Origin of the sequence: Enterobacter chuandaensis (assembly GCF_003594915.1) — a bacterium.
Classification (GTDB): domain Bacteria; phylum Pseudomonadota; class Gammaproteobacteria; order Enterobacterales; family Enterobacteriaceae; genus Enterobacter; species Enterobacter chuandaensis.
This window is the reverse complement of record NZ_QZCS01000021.1, coordinates 36252-55984: the sequence shown is the minus strand read 5'-3', so window position 1 is coordinate 55984 and position 19733 is coordinate 36252. Positions and strand designations below refer to the sequence as shown.

18 protein-coding genes are annotated in these 19733 nt (G+C 56.6%); 9 read left to right on the top strand and 9 right to left on the bottom strand.

The features are described from left to right. The coding region (locus D5066_RS22000) for a YdgH/BhsA/McbA-like domain containing protein (protein WP_119917216.1) at positions 1-234 on the bottom strand (234 nt) is incomplete at its 3' end. A 243-nt stretch (positions 235-477) separates the two neighbouring features. Here D5066_RS22000 and rlmF point away from each other — a divergent pair. Continuing rightward, the gene (gene rlmF / locus D5066_RS21990; protein WP_165853367.1) at positions 478-1389 is read left to right on the top strand and encodes a 23S rRNA (adenine(1618)-N(6))-methyltransferase RlmF; all 912 of its coding nucleotides are present in this window, start codon (positions 478-480) and stop codon (positions 1387-1389) included. A gap of 30 nt (positions 1390-1419) precedes the next feature. On the opposite strand, the gene ybiO is transcribed toward rlmF, so the two are convergent. The 6 genes from ybiO to rhtA form a co-directional block, all read right to left on the bottom strand. Further along, positions 1420-3633 carry a mechanosensitive channel protein gene (ybiO, locus tag D5066_RS21985; RefSeq protein ID WP_119917219.1) on the bottom strand — a complete coding sequence of 738 codons (2214 nt, stop codon included), beginning with the start codon at positions 3631-3633 and terminating at the stop codon, positions 1420-1422. Positions 3634-3758: 125 nt separating this feature from the next. Continuing rightward, entirely contained in the window at positions 3759-4481 is a 723-nt protein-coding gene (glnQ, locus tag D5066_RS21980) for a glutamine ABC transporter ATP-binding protein GlnQ (protein ID WP_028012446.1), read from the bottom strand. Next, positions 4478-5137: a glutamine ABC transporter permease GlnP gene (gene glnP, locus D5066_RS21975; RefSeq protein WP_003858462.1), complete on the bottom strand. Its 660-nt coding sequence runs from the start codon at positions 5135-5137 to the stop codon at positions 4478-4480. Before glnP ends, glnQ begins: the two co-directional genes overlap by 4 nt. A gap of 93 nt (positions 5138-5230) precedes the next feature. Further along, positions 5231-5974, bottom strand: a complete 744-nt coding sequence (gene glnH / locus D5066_RS21970; RefSeq protein WP_080327814.1) for a glutamine ABC transporter substrate-binding protein GlnH — start codon at positions 5972-5974, stop codon at positions 5231-5233. A 361-nt stretch (positions 5975-6335) separates the two neighbouring features. After that, positions 6336-6839 (bottom strand): DNA starvation/stationary phase protection protein Dps, encoded by a 504-nt coding sequence (dps, locus tag D5066_RS21965; RefSeq protein WP_008501171.1) that lies wholly within the window; start codon positions 6837-6839, stop codon positions 6336-6338. 299 nt (positions 6840-7138) lie between these two features. Further along, positions 7139-8026 (bottom strand): threonine/homoserine exporter RhtA, encoded by an 888-nt coding sequence (gene rhtA / locus D5066_RS21960; RefSeq protein ID WP_080327813.1) that lies wholly within the window; start codon positions 8024-8026, stop codon positions 7139-7141. A 355-nt stretch (positions 8027-8381) separates the two neighbouring features. Here rhtA and ompX point away from each other — a divergent pair, with 355 nt between their 5' ends. Beyond that, positions 8382-8900, top strand: a complete 519-nt coding sequence (ompX, locus tag D5066_RS21955; protein ID WP_028012448.1) for an outer membrane protein OmpX — start codon at positions 8382-8384, stop codon at positions 8898-8900. A 117-nt stretch (positions 8901-9017) separates the two neighbouring features. On the opposite strand, the gene D5066_RS21950 is transcribed toward ompX, so the two are convergent. Together D5066_RS21950 and mntS are read right to left on the bottom strand one after the other, a co-directional pair. Beyond that, positions 9018-10601 carry a phosphoethanolamine transferase gene (locus tag D5066_RS21950; RefSeq protein WP_119917213.1) on the bottom strand — a complete coding sequence of 528 codons (1584 nt, stop codon included), beginning with the start codon at positions 10599-10601 and terminating at the stop codon, positions 9018-9020. A 279-nt stretch (positions 10602-10880) separates the two neighbouring features. After that, a complete protein-coding gene (gene mntS, locus D5066_RS21945) occupies positions 10881-11009 on the bottom strand; it encodes a manganase accumulation protein MntS (RefSeq protein WP_014831181.1) in 129 nt (42 codons plus the stop codon). Between the two features lie 184 nt (positions 11010-11193). Here mntS and mntR point away from each other — a divergent pair, with 184 nt between their 5' ends. The 7 genes from mntR (at position 11194) to D5066_RS21910 (ending at position 19728) form a co-directional block, all read left to right on the top strand. Beyond that, positions 11194-11667, top strand: coding sequence for a manganese-binding transcriptional regulator MntR (mntR, locus tag D5066_RS21940; protein WP_023335001.1), 474 nt, complete (start codon positions 11194-11196; stop codon positions 11665-11667). Beyond that, positions 11664-12773: an anion transporter gene (locus D5066_RS21935; RefSeq protein WP_119917212.1), complete on the top strand. Its 1110-nt coding sequence runs from the start codon at positions 11664-11666 to the stop codon at positions 12771-12773. The genes mntR and D5066_RS21935 overlap by 4 nt, the downstream gene beginning before the upstream one ends. Before the next feature lie 101 nt (positions 12774-12874). After that, on the top strand, positions 12875-13969 hold the full coding sequence (locus D5066_RS21930) for an HlyD family secretion protein (protein WP_080327810.1): 1095 nt from the start codon (positions 12875-12877) through the stop codon (positions 13967-13969). Beyond that, entirely contained in the window at positions 13966-15537 is a 1572-nt protein-coding gene (locus tag D5066_RS21925; protein ID WP_119917211.1) for a DHA2 family efflux MFS transporter permease subunit, read from the top strand. Before D5066_RS21930 ends, D5066_RS21925 begins: the two co-directional genes overlap by 4 nt. After that, positions 15537-17060 carry an efflux transporter outer membrane subunit gene (locus tag D5066_RS21920; RefSeq protein WP_119917210.1) on the top strand — a complete coding sequence of 508 codons (1524 nt, stop codon included), beginning with the start codon at positions 15537-15539 and terminating at the stop codon, positions 17058-17060. The genes D5066_RS21925 and D5066_RS21920 overlap by 1 nt, the downstream gene beginning before the upstream one ends. A 102-nt stretch (positions 17061-17162) precedes the next feature. Continuing rightward, the gene (locus D5066_RS21915; protein WP_119917209.1) at positions 17163-18203 is read left to right on the top strand and encodes an aldo/keto reductase; all 1041 of its coding nucleotides are present in this window, start codon (positions 17163-17165) and stop codon (positions 18201-18203) included. A 148-nt stretch (positions 18204-18351) separates the two neighbouring features. Next, positions 18352-19728 (top strand): glycoside hydrolase family 1 protein, encoded by a 1377-nt coding sequence (locus tag D5066_RS21910; protein ID WP_119917208.1) that lies wholly within the window; start codon positions 18352-18354, stop codon positions 19726-19728. Positions 19729-19733 lie beyond the last annotated feature (5 nt).

Below are 19733 nucleotides of genomic sequence, written 5' to 3'. Positions count from 1 at the left end.
GTTATCTCCGCCTGCGGAGTTCACCTCGAAGCCTTTCGCACCTTCCTGGCGGGCTTTCTCGGCCAGTTTGTTTTGCAGATCGTCGAGGTTACTCGCGCGGCTTACCGAGACGGTGCCCGCAGGTCGCAGCTGGCTGGTATCGTTACTTTGGGTAAGCGACTGGACGGCCATTGCAGAAAATGAAGCGGTCGCCAGAACGCCAGCGATAACAGCAAGGGTCAGATACTTTTTCATAATCACATCCTCATGAGGAAACAACAGGTGATTCCCTTTAAGTTTAGAAGCCTGCCGAGTGTGACTTAGCGCAAATATTTGATGATGATCTGCTTATTTTTTGAACGATAAAAATTGACAATCTGCTGACAGATTATAGAGATAAAGGTGTTTGATTTATGACGAGTTTTTAAGCGACGCAGAGAAAGATTTACCGCTGAGCCAGCACAGGGTATCTTACGCCGCTGTTTAAAGGAGAACGCCATGACTTCCCACAAGCCGGGATTGCACCCACGAAATCGCCACCGCAGCCGCTACGACATGAACGCCCTGTGCCAGAGCTGCCCTCCGCTGCAGGACTATATTGTCCAGACGCCTGCCGGGGAGCCGTCGGTCAACTTTGCTGACCCGCTGGCGGTAAAAACGCTGAACAAAGCGCTGCTGGCCCATTTCTACGGTGTGGCGCACTGGGATATTCCGGAAGGCTTTCTCTGCCCGCCCGTGCCGGGCCGTGCTGATTACGTTCATCACCTTGCCGATCTGCTTGCCGAAGATCGTGACGGCGCTGTACCGCAGCAGGCTTCTATTCTGGATATTGGCACCGGGGCAAACCTGATTTACCCGCTGATTGGCGTGCATGAGTATTGCTGGCGCTTTACCGGGAGCGAAATCGGCGCCGAGGCCTTTGCCAGCGCGCAGGCGATCGTCAGCGCTAACCCCGGCCTGAGCCGCGCCATTCGTCTGCGCCGTCAGAAAGAGGCGGCGTCGATCTTCAACGGCATTATTCATAAAAACGAAAGCTATGACGCCACGATGTGCAACCCGCCGTTCCATGATTCTGCAGCGGCAGCCCGCGCAGGCAGCGAGCGCAAACGCCGCAACCTCGGTCAGGCGGAAGATGCCGCGCTGAACTTCGGTGGGCAGCAGCAGGAGCTGTGGTGCGAGGGTGGGGAAGTCGCTTTTATCCTGCGCATGATTGCAGAAAGCAAACAGTTCGGCCGTCAGGTGAAGTGGTTCACGACGCTGGTTTCCCGGGGGGATAACCTGCCACCGCTCTACCGCGCGCTGACCGAAGCGGGTGCCGTAAAAGTAGTAAAAAAAGAGATGGCCCAGGGCCAGAAGCAGAGCCGCTTCATCGCCTGGTCGTTTATGGACGATAACAAACGTCGCAAATAGCACCCCGTCGTAAGCCGCCACCCGGCTCGGTTACAGCGTCGGCTCCTGCGGAGGGAGTGGCGAGGTGGGCGGCGGTAACACCTGATACGTCTGCACCGGCATCCGCACGTTCGCCAGATCAAAGTGTTTTTTCACCATGCTGTCGAGGGCGAAACGCACCGTCCACTGCTTCAGCGGCTGCGTGGTGAACGACACGCGCAGGGTGAACGCCGTGTTGGTCAGCCCAACGATGCCGGCAAACGACGGTTCACCAATCACCAGCCCGCGAATATCCTCCATCTCCATCAGTTCGCTGACCGCATCCCGCAGCGCCTGCTTCGCTTTATCCGCATCCTCGTGACGATCCACATCGTAGTTGGCCACAACGGAGCCAATCCCGCGCACAAAGTTGGCGAAGGTGGTGATCGATGACCACGGAATAATGTGGTACGCCCCGGTATCCTGGCGCACCCCGACGGAACGAATCGACATCCGTTCGACCGTGCCGGTCAACGGCCCGATGGTCACCAGATCGCCGGTGTTCATCCCGTTCTCAAACTGGATAAAGATGCCGGTAATAATATCCTTTACCAGCGTTTGTGAACCGAAGGAGATCGCCAGCCCCAGGGCACCGGCACCCGCCAGCAGCGGGGCGATATTCACCCCGATTTCAGAGAGCACAATCATGATGGTGATGGTGCTGATAATCACCGCCAGCGCGTTACGGAACAGCGTTAACAGCGTGCGCGCGCGGGCGCTGGGGAGTGGTCTGCCGTGAATATCGGATACCAGACGGTTCTCGATAAGGCTCGCCAGCAGCGTCCAGCCGACGGCGGAGAAGAACAGAATCAGCGCGATGCGAATTAAAATATCGACGGTTTTCTCACCTGCGCCGTTGTGCAGCCAGTTCCAGAAATCAAACAGGCTCCACGCATTCAGCAGCAGCATGATCGCCACGCAGACGGTCAGAATGCGCGCCACCTTGAGCGACACCGACATCCAGCCGTTCACCCGCTTTTGCAGCTCCGGGTAGTTACGCTGCACCTGCGGCGACAGGGTGATGGTTTTCGAGAGCCAGCGCGAAAGCAGCCCGGACACAAACGCCGCGATGCCGATAATCGCCAGGCTTTTGAACGTCGCCCCCATCATAAATTTCAGGCTGTTTCCCGGGTCGAACAGCGAGAAGAAGCACAGCACGATAAAGTACGCGCTCGCCAGCGAGTGCCAGACCAGCGCGAAGGCGCGGATAAACAGGCTGAAGAAAGAGAGGGTACGGTCGGCCAGATGCAGCAGACTTTCGGTGATCGCCTTTTTGTTGTGAAAGATAAGGTAAAGGGACCAGACGGTTATACAGAGCATGATCATCACGTTCGCCAGCGCGCCAAACTGCACGTTGACCTGGTTGGAGATAATCGGCACGGCAACCAGCAGGCCGTAGCCTATCAGGCCGCTGAGCACGCTTAGCCGCACGGCCCAGTATTTCGCGCTGTCGTCGGTGATATTGAAAGGACGAAGTTCAGGCACGCGCGGGCAAAAGATGACGCGCAGCACCGCTTTAAAAAATTCGATGAGCGCAAACGCATTCAGGAAGAGCGCCTGCTGAAAGGCAATGGTTTTGTTGCCCGTGTTGAGGCGATCGGCCACGACCTGACCGACAAACAGCGTCAGTGCCAGCAGCAGTAAATCGATGAAAAACGCCCCGGTAATCATGGCCGGGAGATGCAGCCAGCTGCTTTTATGCTGGTTCTTTTTTCGTCCCCACAGGCCCATCCTGCGGTACAGGGGCCAGGCGCACAGGCGCACCAGCCAGTAAAAAATAAAAACGGCAGCGGCCAGCATCAAAAACTGGGTGGCAGCCGCGGTAAAGGTTTGCGGATTGAATGCCTTATGCGGCGATCCCATCAGGTTGCGGTAGAGCTGGGCAAAGCGTGAGGAGAGCGCTTCACCATAGTGGCGGCTTACGTCGGTGACGTTTTCCAGCACCGTTTTTTGCTCCTCCACCTGCGGCGGGGTGAGGGTAGGAGCAGACTCCTGCGGCGGCGTGGCGGCGGCTTTGCGCAGCTGCTCGATGAGCTCTTTGCGTGAGGCGTCGTTCTCCAGAACATCGGCAAGGGCGCTATAGGCCGCTTTTTTTTGTTCTGCATCCGGCTCCGGAGGCGGCGTATTTTGCTGAGTAGCAGTTGTTCCGGTGGTGACGCCGGGGATCGCCACGGCGAGCGATGGCGCACTAAACAGGCTTATCAACAGCAGCAGGATCCACGGCACGGCGTCCTCCGACAAAAAATATCGTGCAAAATGATAAGTATAGAGGGCGAGAGGCGGAGGGGAGTTTTTGGGAACAATCTGGCGTAAAAAAGCCGGGCAAGCCCGGCTCTGTACGAAGCGAGTGATCAGGAGACGTGCTGCAGGAACTCCTGCAAACGCTGGCTCGGCGGATTCGCGATCAATTCCTGCGGGTTACCGTCTTCCGCGATGCGGCCCTTATCAATAAAGATCAGGCGGGAGGCCACTTTCTCGGCAAAGCCGATTTCGTGGGTCACGATCACCATCGTCATCCCTTCTTCTGCCAGATCCTGCATGACTTTCAGCACCTCGTGGCGCAGCTCCGGGTCGAGTGCGGACGTTGGCTCATCAAACAGCATCATCTTCGGTTTCACCGCCAGCGCGCGCGCAATCGCCACGCGCTGCTGCTGGCCACCGGAGAGCTCGGAAGGGTAGTGGTGTGCACGCTCCGCCAGGCCCACCTTCGCCAGCAGATCTTTTGCCAGCGCTTCCGCCGCCGCTTTGTTGGCACCGCGCACGCGCAGTGGACCAAACATCACGTTTTCCAGCGCCGTCAGGTGCGGGAACAGGTAGAACTGCTGGAACACCATGCCCGCTTCCTGGCGAATCAGACGCTCGTCCACTTTCGGATCGTTAACCTTCAGGCCGTCGACGATCAGATCGCCGCTGGTGATCTCTTCCAGCTTGTTGATGCAGCGCAGCAGGGTGGATTTACCGGAGCCGGACGGCCCGATAATCACCACCACTTCACCCTGCTTAATGTTCAGATCGATATTGTGCAGCACCTGGGTTGGGCCAAAGTGCTTGGAAACGTTTTTAAATTCAATCACAGGATTTTCATCCTTCTTTCAAGACGGCGCAGAACAAAGCTCAGTACCAGCGTAATGATCAGATAAACAACGGCGACCGCACTCCAGATTTCCAGCGCGCGGAAGTTGCCCGCAATAATCTCCTGACCCTGACGGGTCAGCTCGGCCACGCCGATAACGATGAACAGCGACGTATCTTTGATGCTGATGATCCACTGGTTACCCAGCGGCGGCAGCATGCGGCGCAGCGCCAGCGGAAGTATAACGTGGCGGATCGTTTCGCGACGAGAAAGACCTAATGCCAGACCGGCTTCGCTGAAACCTTTATGAATCGACAGCACCGCACCGCGGGTGATTTCCGCGATGTAGGCGCCCGAGTTGATCATAATGGTAACCACGGCCGCGCTGAACGGATCGATGCGCAGGTCGGTGAAGGCCATTGGCAGGGCGAAGTAGATAAACATGACCTGCACGACAATCGGGGTGCCGCGGATCACTTCGATGAAAACCAGTGCGATGTGGTTTGCAATCCAGCCACCGTAGGTACGGGCGAAACCGGCGACAAGACCGATAATCAACCCACCTACCAGACCCAGGACCGAAATCCACAGGGTCATTTTAGCGCCTTCAAGCAAGAGTGGAATGGCAGGCCAGATGGCGCTCCAGTCAAACTGCATGATGTATTCCTGTATACCGTGGTGAAAAACGAAAAACGTAGGCCCGGCAAGCGTGAGCGTCGCCGGGCGTTACAAACCTGAATTCAGGTAAAATTATTTAGGCTCAGTACCGAACCATTTTTTGTAGATTTCGTTGTAAGTACCGTTCTCTTTCAGCGTTTTCAGCGCGCCGTTAACTTTCGTGCGCAGGTCGTCGCTGCCTTTCGGGAACGCGATACCATACTGCTGCGCTTCCAGAGAGTCGCCTACGGCTTTGAACTTGCCGTTACCGGCCGTTTTGATGAAGTACAGGATGTTCGGGGTGTCGTGCAGAACGGCGTCAGCACGGTTGGTGCCGAGCTCCATGTACGCGTTGTCGATGTTCGGGAACTGGCGCAGGTCTTTGGTTTTGATGTTCGCTTTCGCGTAATCCACAGAACCGGTGCCGCTCTTCACTGCCACCACTTTACCGTCGAGATCTTTCACGCTTTTGACGTCGTTATTATCCGCTTTCACCATCACCAGCAGACCGCTTTTGTAGTAGCCGTCAGAGAAGTCGATCGCTTTTTTTCGTTCGTCGGTAATGGTGATACCCGCCAGGGCCAGATCAACGTTTTTGGTTTGCAGCGCCGGGATGATGCCGCTGAAGTCCATCGGCTTCAGGGTGTAATCCAGTTTGAGTTCTTTGGCGATAGCGGCCCACAGATCCACATCAAAACCAACGTATTTATCACCCTGTTTGAATTCAAACGGAACGAACGCCGTGTCGGTCGCCACAACCAGTTTGTCGGCAGCCTGAGAGGACACCGCAAAAGCCAGGGTAAGTGCAGCCAGTGAAACTTTTAATACAGACTTCATAGCATTTCCTTTTATATCCACGGGGCGATCCCCTGCGAGAACGAGTGGCACAATGAAAAAATCGTGCCAACTTTACAAGCTGTTGTTTTGCAAAGGGGATGGAATCATGCATTGCACAAAAAACGGGGCAATGATGTCGTGTTGCACCAGGATGGAGCACCATTTTGGTGCGCTTCGTTTGGCTCAACTGACGGGGAGATATTTAGCGTCCATTCTGACGAAAAAACAATCTTCCGTTAACGGTTGTGTGAGGTGATTATTACAATTTTTTCACTTTTGCACCGTCTCAGGCAAAAAGTGTGCACCACAGATGTGCAAAACCCTCACCGGAGGCGAGGGTTTGATAGAAAAGTCGTATGGATTATTCGATGTTGGATTCGATAAACCACAGGAACTGATCAAGGTCGCGGGACGCGGCGGTGAAGATGTCTGCGGTATCTTCATCTTTGGCTTCGCTAATCGCTTTACGCACGTCATTAGCCACAATCGCGTAACGGTCTGCCAGCTCTTTCAGGTGATCCTGAACGGTGTGGATATCCAGCGGGTAGCTTTTCAATGGCGTTTTGCTGTTGATGACCTGCGTGGTCCCCAAAGCAACACCGCCCAACTGTACGGCACGTTCAGCCATCGTATCAAGGTGTGTCACCAGTGCTGTGCGGAAACCATCCAGCATTTCATGGACGGCAATAAAGTTTGCACCGCGCATATTCCAGTGGGCCTGTTTGGTGATCAGCGAAAGATCGATGAACTGGATCACCTGGCGATTCAGCAACTCAATGGTCGCTTTTTTGTCGCTATCCGATACATCGTTACGGGTATAAAGCAGATTAGACGCTTTCGTTTTCACCAGTTTAGCGGTACTCATAATCTCATATCCTCTTGATGTTTATGTCCCAGGTAATTACGGAACTAAGTATAGCACCGGATTTTTTCTCTGCGGTCTGGCTGTGCCTATCGGTTTAATAGCAAGAAGGATGTTGATAATTTAATTAATTGAAATTAATTGATAATTTTAAAATTGATACAGATCAATCTTAATTCCCCTGGAGGGGAGTGGGTGGGGAAGGATATTTCGATAATATGACAAACTATGTAAGAAATTATAACGGATGATGTTCTGGCCTTTATTCTGCATGGCCGTGAAGCCATGCAGAATATATGGCTTTAGCGGATGTCGACTTTCTCGACTTTGGGTTCAGGACGCATGGTGAGCGTTGAGCCCATCGACGCCGCAATAATCGAGCAGAGCGCCAGCGTCTGGGTGAATGTCAGCGTTTCGCCCAGGAACACCATTCCGGAGATTGCGGCGAGAGCAGGCTCCATACTCATAAGGGTGCCAAATATGCGCGTCGGCAGACGCGTCAGGGCGATCATCTCCAGAGAGTAGGGGAGAGCCGTTGAGAGAACAGCGACCGCCAGGCCGATGGGCATGACTGACCATTGCCAGATAGACTCCGTGGCCTGCGCCATCCCGATCGGCACAAAAACGATAGCCGCAATCACCGAACCCAGGGCCACCGTTGCCGGGCCATGTTCCTCTCCCGCGCGCTGCCCGGTGAGGATGTAAACAGCCCAGCAGGCACCTGCCCCCAGCGCCAGCGCTGCGCCCGTGAGATCAATCTCAGAGACATTCTGGCCGAGCGGCAGCAGGAACCATAATCCCAGCACGGCTAACACGACCCAGATAAAATCCACCGCACGACGGGAAGAGAAAAGCGCCACCGCCAGCGGACCGGTAAACTCCAGCGCGACGGCAATCCCCAGCGGGATGGTCTGGATGGAGAGGTAGAACATATAGTTCATCGCCCCAAGAGAGAGACCATAAAACAGAAGGGGGAGACGCTGCTCCTTTTTGAAGCGCAGACGCCAGGGTTTGAAAATGGCAACCAGTATCGCCGTTCCCAGCACGATACGCAGCGCTGTCACCCCGGGCGCGCCCACCAGTGGGAAAAGCGATTTTGCAAGCGAAGCACCGCTCTGAATGGACAACATGGCAATAAGTATGACTGCTACCGGCAACCAGACCGACGACGTGCGGGATAACCCAGGCATCCTTTCTCCTGTCAGCTTATGTCAAATGAAGTAAAGGTTGCAGTGTAAAGGAAATATACGGCAGCGGTTGAGACTCCGTTGAAAAAAAAGCCTCATGAAATCCGTAAAATGGTTAAGCGCTGGTGGATTTATCGCCTGAAAGATTAGGAATAATCTGGATGAATGTAACAGCGCACACGCGCACTATGAGCATTTAGTAGGGAAAATTGCATGTGATTTGAAAGGGATAGCTGAGGCTGGAAACGTTTAGTTACAGGAAAAGCCTCATTAGACATCACGAATCGCAAAGAGTTTCGCAAATTTTTTTGATATATTTAAAACTTACGGACTTACTTGAAGCACATTTGAGGTGGTTATGAAAAAAATTGCATGTCTTTCAGCACTGGCAGCCGTTCTGGCTGTTTCTGCAGGTACCGCTGTAGCGGCAACTTCAACTGTAACTGGTGGTTACGCTCAGAGCGATATGCAGGGCGTGATGAACAAAACTAACGGTTTCAACCTGAAGTATCGTTACGAGCAGGATAACAACCCGCTGGGCGTGATCGGTTCTTTCACCTACACCGAGAAAGATCGTACTGAAAACGGCGCATATAACAAAGGCCAGTACTACGGGATCACTGCGGGTCCAGCTTACCGTCTGAACGACTGGGCGAGCATCTACGGTGTTGTAGGTGTTGGCTACGGTAAATTCCAGCAGACCGAAAACCAGGGTCTGAACCGCACTGCAAGCAACAGCGACTACGGCTTCTCCTATGGCGCAGGCCTGCAGTTCAACCCAATCCAGGACGTTGCTCTGGACTTCTCCTATGAGCAGAGCCGTATCCGCAACGTTGACGTTGGCACCTGGATCGCGGGCGTAGGTTACCGCTTCTAATCACTTCGGTGAGCTAATAAAAAATCCGCCCAATGTGGCGGATTTTTTTTTGTTTGTACCCTCTCCCGACAGGAGAGGGCCAGGGTGAGGGCATCAGACCGCACGAGACGGCAGAAACTACTTACTCTTAATATCAAAAATATCCGTACCCAGGTGGTTATAGTCAACTTTCTGTAACTTGAAGTTAGTAATGTAGACTGCCGGCCCCTTTTTCCCGGAGATAAACGGGTAATCATTTTTTATCTCTTTGGCCTTAATCCCCGTCCACTGCGAAAAGAACTGCAGGAAATCATTCGCCGAGCGCCGCGCTTTAATAATGCGATGCGTTTTATCATCGCTCGACAGCACCATAAACGGCACCTGGAAGTTCTGCTGGAACGTGTCGTCGTGCGCCAGATACTGCACTTCTTTCCCACGCTCTTTAAACGCCAACCCGTGATCTGAGAAGTAGACCATCGAGAAGCTGTCGCCCGTATTGCGCAGCTGATCGTACAGCTTGCTGAGCAGCTCGTCGGTTTGCGTCATGGTGTGGAGATAGCAAGAGGTCTCTTTCGACTGCACAAACTCCGCGTATTTACCGCCAGTGCGATCGCAGGCCTGCGGATGCGATCCCATCAGGTGCAGGACAATCAGCTGAGGCTGAGTGCGCGGAGTAGCAAAGACCTGGGCCGTCATCTTCAGCAGCGCCTCGTCTTTGGTATTTTTGTCGGCTTCAAAATCGCCGCTCTTGAGGAACTGCACTTCGTCAGCACGCTTAGCGATACTGGCGATGGCCGTGTCGTACTCGCCAATTTGTCCCTGATTGGAGAACCACCATGTCTGAAAACCGGCGCGGTTGGCCAGGGTGACAAAATTATCCTGATACTGGGGTTTACCATCCACCACACGGTTAAGCGTCAGACCGAGCGATTTCTGCGTCGAGCCGCTGGCCGCAATATAGTCGGTAAACAGAGTGCCATTGACGGAGCTGGCAAACGGGGTGTTATTCCAGTGCCCGCCGAAGGCGCCCAGCGCGTCGCGACGCGCGCTCTCGCCAATCACCACCACGTAGGTATGGTATTTCGGCTTAACCGCCAGCACGTTCCAGGTGTCTTTCATCGTGGAAAGCTCAGCCATGCGCGCCTGTTCGTCGAGAACCTCTTTATTGTTCACCACGACGTCTTTCACGAAACGGAATACCGGGTAGCCAGTATCCTTCAGCTTGAATACGCCGCCCCAGGCCAGGTTTTGCACCGGCGCAACGAAAAACGTCCCCACGCTGAACGCCAGGCACAAATATTCTATTTTTCCCCATGCTTTTTTGGCTTCTGCTTTACGGCGAACCGCGATGACGCCAAGCGCAAAGATAAAGAGGCCGACGACGTAGCTGTACCACGGGAAGATCGTCAGGATCTCCGTCGACTCTTCCATATTGGTGGAGTGCAGCGCCAGCAGGGTGTTGAAGTTTGGCGCGCCATAGGCCTGGCCAAACGGGAAATACATCGCAGCAATCAGCGAACAGACCCCCACCAGCGCTTTCTGCACGCGCGGGGCACTCCGCCACAGTACGTGGAGCACGCAGGTGAACGCCACGGCGTAGAGAAGGCTAAACGGGTAGCCAAGCGCAAAGTTAATCAGCAGCGATTGCAGAAAGTAGAATCCCGTCCACGGGCTTAAGGCCCGGCTGCGGGTAACAAGTGTTTCTTTCAGGGTTAAGTTCATAGATCACTATCATGAAAACGCCATGTGCTCACCCTGGCGCCAAGGGTCAAAACCTGCCTGACAGTGCGTGGAGAGGGAATGAGGGTCCGCTTCAGCGAGCCGCAATTTGTGCAGGGCTGCAAGAAGATAGAGCGAGCGAGTAATAAGGTCAACAGTTGCTAAGCAGATGTTTTGCGAAGGGGGCTGCAAATCCGTAAAAAAGATCGGGAATAGCGCGGCAGAAAGCCAGTGTACAGCGGAAGTGTGACGGAAAAATGAAGCGGCGTACCGCAACGCCGCTTAGTGGGAAGGTTTGTCGTCCTGATGCGGTTTGTTGTTAAACATATCGCACAGCATGTTCAACAGCATTAAGCGCACTTTAAAAGGAGAGTGGGTAAACACGGTCATACACCTCTTGAATTCGTTCATAAGACCTCCTGATGTTTGATCCCTTCGATCCGTGAAGGGTGACTGCATTACATACAGATATAGCACAGGCTATATTGTATAGCTATGGCTATTTCGTTAATTTTTTGTGCTTGCAGAGCTATGGTTTACAATGTGCGCTCTCGATACCGGGCGCTGGAAGCGTCACCCCCACTGAGGAAGTACAATGAACCGTCGTGCAGGTAAGCCAACAATGAGGAAAACGACGCAACTGGTGAACGTTGAAGAACATGTCGAAGGTTTTCGCCAGGTTCGTGAAGCACACCGACGTGAACTGATTGATGATTATGTTGAGCTGATTTCCGATTTGATTCGCGAGGTTGGGGAAGCGCGTCAGGTCGATATGGCCGCCAGACTGGGCGTTTCGCAACCGACTGTCGCGAAAATGTTAAAACGTCTGGCCTCGGTAGGCCTGATCGAAATGATCCCCTGGCGCGGCGTATTTCTGACGCCGGAAGGGGAGAAGCTTGCGCAGGAGAGCCGCGAGCGCCACCAGCTTGTCGAGAACTTTCTGCTGGTGCTGGGCGTCAGCCCGGAGATTGCCCGCCGGGATGCGGAAGGAATGGAGCACCACGTGAGCGAAGAGACGCTGGTGAAGTTTCGCGAGTTTACCCTTAAATATGGTCCCTCCGCTGAATGAAAATCCCTGGACTGCAGGCCCTGTCACGCGATCGTTTCTTCCATCTTTTATTAATCACTGGCGCAGGGTTAAGCCTCTTTGTGCCATTTGCCCCCCACGCCTGGCCCGCAGCCATTGACTGGCGCACTATCATTACCCTGAGCGGCCTGATGATGCTCACCAAAGGTGTCGAGCTGAGCGGCTATTTTGACGTGCTGGGGCGTAAAATGGTGCGCCGTTTTGCCACCGAGCGCAGGCTGGCCCTGTTTATGGTGTTCTCCGCCGCGGTGCTGTCGACGTTTCTGACCAATGATGTGGCGCTGTTTATCATTGTGCCCCTCACGCTCACCCTGCGTAAGCTTTGCGAGATCCCGGTCAGCCGTCTGATTATCTTTGAAGCGCTCGCGGTTAACGCCGGCTCACTGTTGACGCCCATCGGTAACCCGCAAAATATTCTTCTCTGGGGACGTTCCGGCCTGTCGTTCGCCGCCTTTACCTGGCAGATGGCGCCTCTGGCGCTGGTGATGATGCTGTCCCTGCTGGCGGTCTGCTGGTTCGCGTTCCCGGATAAAAAGCTGCAATACCATAGCGGGACCACGGGCCCGCAGTGGCAGCCGCGGCTGGTCTGGAGCTGCCTCGGGTTATACATCGTCTTTCTGTTCGCGCTGGAGCTGAAGTATGAACTGGCGGGCGTGCTGCTCGTTGCCGCGGGCTTTGTCGTGCTGGCGCGGCGCGTGCTGGTGAGCGTGGACTGGACGCTGCTGCTGGTCTTTATGGCGATGTTTATTGATGTGCATCTCCTGATTCAGCTTCCGGTGCTGCAAAACGTTCTGCACAGCGTCAGCACGCTGTCGCAGCCGGGACTGTGGCTGACGGCGATTGGCCTGTCTCAGTTTATCAGCAACGTGCCTTCCACCATTCTGCTGCTTAACTACGTTCCACCGGACACCCTTCTGGCCTGGGCGGTGAACATCGGCGGGTTTGGGCTGCTGCCCGGCTCGCTGGCAAACCTGATCGCCCTGCGTATGGCCAACGACCGTCGCATCTGGTGGCGCTTTCATCTCTGGTCAATTCCGATGCTGTTCTGGGCAGCGGCGATCGGTTTCGGACTATTCCTTCTCATATAGTGCGCAATTTGTCAGTTTTTCCTGGCAAACGTATAGCAACGTCCTAGCTTTAGTGAACGGCATAGTGTGATGCCGCTCACTGACAGGACCGTTGCTGAACTATGGCTGAAGATCAAAACCCACCTGCTGACGAGCAGGACAAAAACAATAATGAGCGTAAGCGCCCGGGCAAAAAACCGTTAATTATCCTCGGCATTGTCGTGGTGGTAATGGTCGTCGTGGCGCTGGTCTGGTGGTTTTTAACCCGTAACGAAGAGACGACTGACGACGCCTTTACCGACGGCGACGTGGTGACGATTGCCCCCAAAACGGCGGGCTACGTTACCGAGCTGCGGGTGCGCGATAACCAGCGCGTGAAAAAGGGCGATCTGCTGGTGGTCATCGATCCGCGCGATACCACCGCCCAGCGCGATCAGGCTCAGGCTCAGCTTGGGCTGGCTATCGCGCAGCTGCATCAGGCCCAGGCGCAGCTGGCGCTCTCGAAGGTGCAATATCCCGCCCAGCGTGACGAAGCCAAAGCGCAGGTGCTGAAAGCGCAGGCCGATCTGGCGAACGCCCAGGCGGAGTACCGTCGCCAGCGCGGCGTCGACCCGCGGGCGACCACCCAGCAAAGTATTGATTCCGCGAACGCTCAGCTGCGCAGCGCCCAGGCTGGCCTTGCCAGCGCGCAGGCGCAGCTGGAAGTGGCGGAGCAGGTACAGCTGCAAATCCGCCAGCAGGAGACCAACGTCGAAGCCCGCGAGCGTCAGGTCGACCAGGCTAAAGCGCAGCTGGAAACTGCGAACCTGAACCTCTCATACACCGAAGTCCGCGCCCCGTTCGACGGCTTTGTCACCAAACGCAACGTGCAGCCCGGCACGCTGGTGCAGGCGGGCACGGCCCTGTTCTCGCTGGTTTCCCCGAACGTGTGGATAGTGGCGAACTTTAAAGAGTCCCAGCTCGAGCGCATGAAGCCCGGCGATAAGGTTACCGTCTCCGTGGATGCGTGGCCGGATATGGAGCTTGAGGGCCACGTCGACAGCATCCAGCAGGGCAGCGGCTCGCGCTTCTCCGCCTTCCCGGCAGAAAATGCCACCGGTAACTTCGTCAAAATTGTGCAGCGCGTGCCGGTGAAAATCGTGATTGATAAGGGACTCGATCAGAATAAACCGCTGCCGCTGGGGCTGTCGGTTGCACCGAAGGTGACAGTGGAATGACGGATCACAGCCACGATAACTGGAAGCCCGCCAGTAACCCGTGGGCGGTGGCGATTGTCGTCACCCTGGCGGTGTTTATGGAAATTCTGGACACCACCATCGTCAACGTGGCGCTGCCGCACGTGGCGGGGTCACTCTCGTCCAGCTATGACGAATCCACCTGGGTGTTAACCAGCTATCTGGTGGCGAACGGCATTGTACTGCCCATCTCGGCGTTTTTGAGCCGGGTGTTTGGCCGCAAGCAGTTCTTTCTGATCTGCATCGTGATGTTTACCGTCTGCTCGTTCCTGTGCGGGATTGCCACCGAACTGTGGCAGATCATCCTGTTCCGCGTGTTGCAGGGCTTCTTTGGCGGCGGGCTGCAGCCCACGCAGCAGTCGGTGCTGCTCGACTACTTCAAGCCTGAAGACAGGGGCAAAGCGTTTGGGCTTTCCTCCATTGCGATTATCGTTGCGCCGGTCCTCGGCCCGACGCTGGGCGGTTGGATCACCGACAACTACTCCTGGCGCTGGGTGTTCTTTATCAACATCCCGGTGGGGATTGTCACGGTGCTGGCGATCTACCAGCTGCTGGAAGATCCGCCCTGGGAGAGCAAATCAAAAGAGAAGCTGACGATCGACTGGACCGGGATCGGCCTGATCGCCTTAGGGCTCGGTTGTTTGCAGGTGATGCTCGACCGGGGGGAAGATGAAGACTGGTTCTACTCGAACTTTATCCGCACCTTCGGGGTGCTGACGCTTATCGGCATTATCGGCGCAATCTACTGGCTGGTGTATGCCAGAAAGCCGGTGGTGGATCTGCACTGCATGAAAGACCGCAACTTCGCCATCTCCAGCCTGCTGATGGCGGGGATGGCGATGATCCTCTACGGCAGCTCGGTGGTGATTCCGCAGCTGGCGCAGCAGGATTTGGGCTATACCGCCACCTGGTCCGGGCTGGTGCTGTCGCCCGGCGCGGTGCTGATTGTGCTGACCATCCCGCTGGTGCTGAAGCTGATGCCGGTGGTGCAGACGCGCTGGATCATCGCCTTTGGCTTTACCTGCCTGGCGGTGTCGTTCTTCTGGTCGCGCACGCTGACGCCGGATATAGACTTCGAAACGCTGGTGCTGTTCCGCAGCGCCCAGTCGATTGGTCTGGGGTTCCTGTTTGTGCCGCTGACTACCATCGCCTTTATCTCGATACCGAGGCGGCTCAACGCCGACGCGGCGGCGCTGTTTACCATGTTCCGCAACGTGGCGGGCTCAATTGGGATTTCGCTCTCGACGGCCGCCATTACCGAGCGCTCGCAGGCGCACAGCGCCCATCTGGCGTACCACGCCTCGCCGTTTAACGAGCAGTTCCAGCAGGCGATACGCGAAAGCGCTCAGGCGATCCAAAACTTCACCACCCAGGTGGGTGACCCGACCGGGATTGCCACCGGACGGATGTACCAGACCATGATCGAGCAGTCGCGCTTTCTGGCCTACATCGACGTCTTCACCATTCTGAGCGCGGTGGCCTTATTACTGATTCCGTTTTGTTTGTTGCTCTCGCCGGTTAAGAGCGAGGGGAGTGCAGGAGCACACTGATGATACACAGACGTTTACACCCCCTGATGATTATGATGCTGCTGGTGGGCTGCGCCGTTGGGCCGGACTATCAGCAGCCCGCGCCGCCCGTCGTTACGCACTGGAACGATAAGGGCGACAGCGCGGTGAAATCGCAAACCACCTCCGCCGCGACCAACCCGCGCTGGTGGAAGACCTTTGGTTCGCCGCAGCTCGACAGCCTGGTCGAGCGCGCCATCGCCGGGAACCTGACGCTGCAGCAAACGGTGCTGCGCATCGCAGGAGCGCGTGAGCAGATTAACCAGGCGGGCGGGGCGTTTTTCCCGTCGGTGAACGGCAATCTGCAGGCGACGCGCCAGCAGCTCGGGCTGGAAGGGGAGCTGAAATCCCACGGTGTGTATGACCAGCTGGATAATGTCGATCCTGAACTGCGGGGCGCGCTAGGCCCGCTGACGCAGCCAATTAACCTTTATCAGGGCAGCTTCGACGCCCGGTGGGAAATCGACCTCTGGGGCAAGGTGCGCCGTCAGGTGGAAGCCGCCGAGGCGCAGCAGAAAGCGGCCATCGAGCAGCGCAACGACGCGCTGGTGTCGCTGGAAGCAGAAGTGGCGCGCGCGTGGCTCCAGCTGCGCGGGGCGCAGAGCATTATCGCCACTCTGAACACCCAGATTAAAAGCGCCCAGCAGACGCTGGATCTCACCGAAAGCCGCCAGCGCGGCGGGCTGTCACCGCAGATGGACGTGGAAAACGCCCGGGCGCAGCTGGGCAATCTTGAAGCGCAGCTGCCGCAGTATCAGGCGCAGGAACGACAGGCGATGAACGGCCTGGCTATATTGCTCGGCAAGCCGCCGGGTGCGCTGGATGGCGAACTTCAGTCTGTGCAGCCAATGCCCGCACTGCCGGATATCGTGCAGACCGGCATTCCGTCCACGCTGGCGCGCCGTCGCCCGGACGTGCGCGAAGCGGAGGCGAACCTTCATGCCGCCACGGCGCAAATCGGCGTCTCGGTGGCGGAACTGTTCCCGAGCTTTACCCTCTCGGGTCAGTTTGGCCTGCGCAACAGCGAAACCAACTGGCTGACCGACTGGAGCAGCCACTTTTACAGCTTCGGTCCGCAGGTCTCCATTCCCATCTTCCAGGGCGGTCGACTGGTCTCCAGCGTCAAGGTGGCGCGCGCGCAGCAGGGGGCGGCAGTGCTGGACTATCGCCAGACGGTCCTGACGGCGCTCGGGGACGTGGAAAATGCGCTGGTGAGCTATCGCACCGACCAGCAGCGTGAAGCGGGCCTCGCGAAAACCATCGACGCGCTGCAAAACGCCTTTGATCTCGCCAGCGACAGCTACCGTCAGGGGATCGCCAGCTTTATCGACGTGCTGGACGCCCAGCGGCAGCTGGCGCAGGCCGAGCAGCAGCGGGCGCAGGCGCAGGTCCAGAGCGCGCTCGATCTGGTGGCGCTCTACAAGGCCCTCGGCGGCGGCTGGGAGCCGTATCAGCAGGTGCAGCTTCCGGATTACAGCGTCTTTGGCGACGCCCCGCGCGGATAAATTCAGAGGATTGGGCAAGAAACGGACAGGAACGCCACATTCGCGATGGCTGGAGGGCGGGTATAACTAACAGACACCCAATCGACATGCGAGGAATGCGTTATGCGTTATCAAAAACTGGGCAATACCGGACTGTTTGTTTCTGAACTCTGCCTCGGCACCATGACCTTCGGCGGTGAAGGCGGCATGTGGGGCAAGATTGGTCAGCTTCAGCAAAACGAGGCCGAGCAGCTGGTGGGCCGCGCGCTGGATGCCGGGATCAACTTTATCGACACCGCCGACGTTTACTCGGAAGGGCGCTCGGAGGCAATTCTCGGGCAGGCGCTGAAAAACCTCAACGTCCCGCGCGAAAATGTGGTGGTTGCCACCAAGGTGTTCGGTGAAACCGGCACCGCGGGAGTGAACTCGCGCGGCAGCTCGCGCTATCACATTATCAGCAGCGTGAAGGAGAGCCTGCGCCGCCTGCAGCTGGATCATATCGATCTCTATCAGCTGCACGGTTTCGACCCGGCAACGCCGATTGAAGAGACGCTTTATGCGCTGGATAACCTGGTCCAGCACGGCCACGTGCGCTACATCGGCGTTTCTAACTGGGCGGCATGGCAGATTGCCAAAGCGCTCGGTATCTCTGAACGCCTCGGGCTGGCGCGTTTCGCGTCGCTGCAGGCGTATTACACCATCGCCGGGCGTGACCTTGAGCGCGAGCTGGTGCCGATGATGCAGAGCGAAGGCGTCGGGCTGATGGTCTGGAGCCCGCTGGCGGGCGGCCTGCTGAGCGGAAAATATGGCCGCGACGGGACGAGCGAGGCCGGTAGCCGCCGTCTGGAATTTGACTTCCCGCCGGTGAATAAAGATCGCGCTTTCGACTGCGTGGACGTGATGCGCACGATTGCCGAGAGCAAGGGCGTCTCCGTCGCGCAAATCGCCCTGGCGTGGCTGCTGCACCAGAAAGCGGTGACCAGCGTCATTATTGGTGCGAAACGCGTCGATCAGCTGGACGACAACATTGCCGCCACCGGGATCCGCTTAAGCGAAGACGAGCTTAAGCAGTTGGATGCCGTCAGTGCAATGCCGCGCGAATATCCGGGCTGGATGCTGGAGCGTCAGGGGGAATATCGCCGCAATCAGCTTGCGCAAAAATAACCTTCCTTGCCCCGGCGGCGTTTCGCCTGCCGGGGCTTTTTTTCCCGCACTGCTCACAAAAAACGATCCTTCTCTTTGATCCTCATTTCATCTTCGCCTATATGACTAGTCATTAAATATTAAATGACTAGTCATATAGGGAAAGAGCATGAACAATTCGCTGCCAGCCAACTTTTTATGGGGCAACTCGGTGTCCAGCATGCAGACGGAAGGCGCATGGAACGAGGGTGGGAAGGGGATGTCGGTCTACGACATTCGCGAAGCCGGAGAAAACATCTCCGACTGGAAAGTCGCGACCGACTCCTACCACCGCTACCGGGAAGATTTCGACCTGATGCAGGATCTGGGCATGAACTGCTACCGCTTCCAGATATCCTGGAGCCGCGTCTGTCCGCAGGGCGACGGCGCGTTCAACGACGAAGGCATCGCGTTTTACGACCGCTTTATTGACGATCTGATCGCACGCGGCATCGAGCCGATGGTCTGCCTGTACCACTTCGACATGCCGCTGGCGCTGGCGCAGGAGCACAACGGCTTCAACGACCGCCGCGTGATGGACGCCTTTATCCGCTACGGCAAAAAGATGATCGACTGCTTCGGCGACCGCGTGAAGTACTGGCTGACCTTCAACGAGCAGAACATCTTCCATATGCCGGAAGCGTTCCGCATTTCAGGCTACATGAAAGGGGAGCAAACCCTGCGCGAGCTGTACGAGCTGCAGCACCATGCGATGGTGGCGCACATGTCGCTGACCGAGTACCTGCACCAGACCAAACCGGGACAGCTGATGGGCGGCATGCTGGCGCACCAGCTGATCTACCCGGCCACCTGCAAACCGCGCGATATCTTCTGCGCCCAGCAGTATGACGAGTTCCTCAACCAGAACCTGCTGCGCGTCTTCGCAGGGCAGGGCTACAGCCCGGCGGTGATGGCGGTGGTCGAGCAGGAAGGCTTTGGCGATATCTATCGCGCCGAGGATTTAGCGCTGCTGGCGCGCACTAAAAACGACTTTATGGCCTTCAGCTATTACGCCAGCAAAACGCTGGACAGCGATGCGATCCCGGAAGGCACGCCGGTGAACTATTACCTGCTGCACGGCGAGAAAAACAACCCGTACCTGAAAGCCACCGAGTGGAACTGGCAGATCGATCCGCTGGGCTTTCGCACCATCATCACCCGCTACGCCAACGACTGGCGGATGCCGGTCTTCCCGATTGAAAACGGTATTGGGGTGATTGAGTCCTGGGACGGCGTAAATCCAATCGACGACATCTACCGCATCGACTACCACCGGGCACATATCAACGCCATGAAGGACGCGATGTTCGAGGACGGGGCAGAGGTGATCGGCTACCTCGGCTGGGGGTTAATCGACATTCTCAGCTCCCAGGGCGACATGCGTAAGCGCTACGGCGTGGTGTACGTCAACCGGGAAAACCACGACCTGAAAGACCTGAAGCGTGTGCCGAAGAAAAGCTACGCGTGGTTAAAACAGGTTATCCATACCAACGGACGCGAGATGTAAGCCGT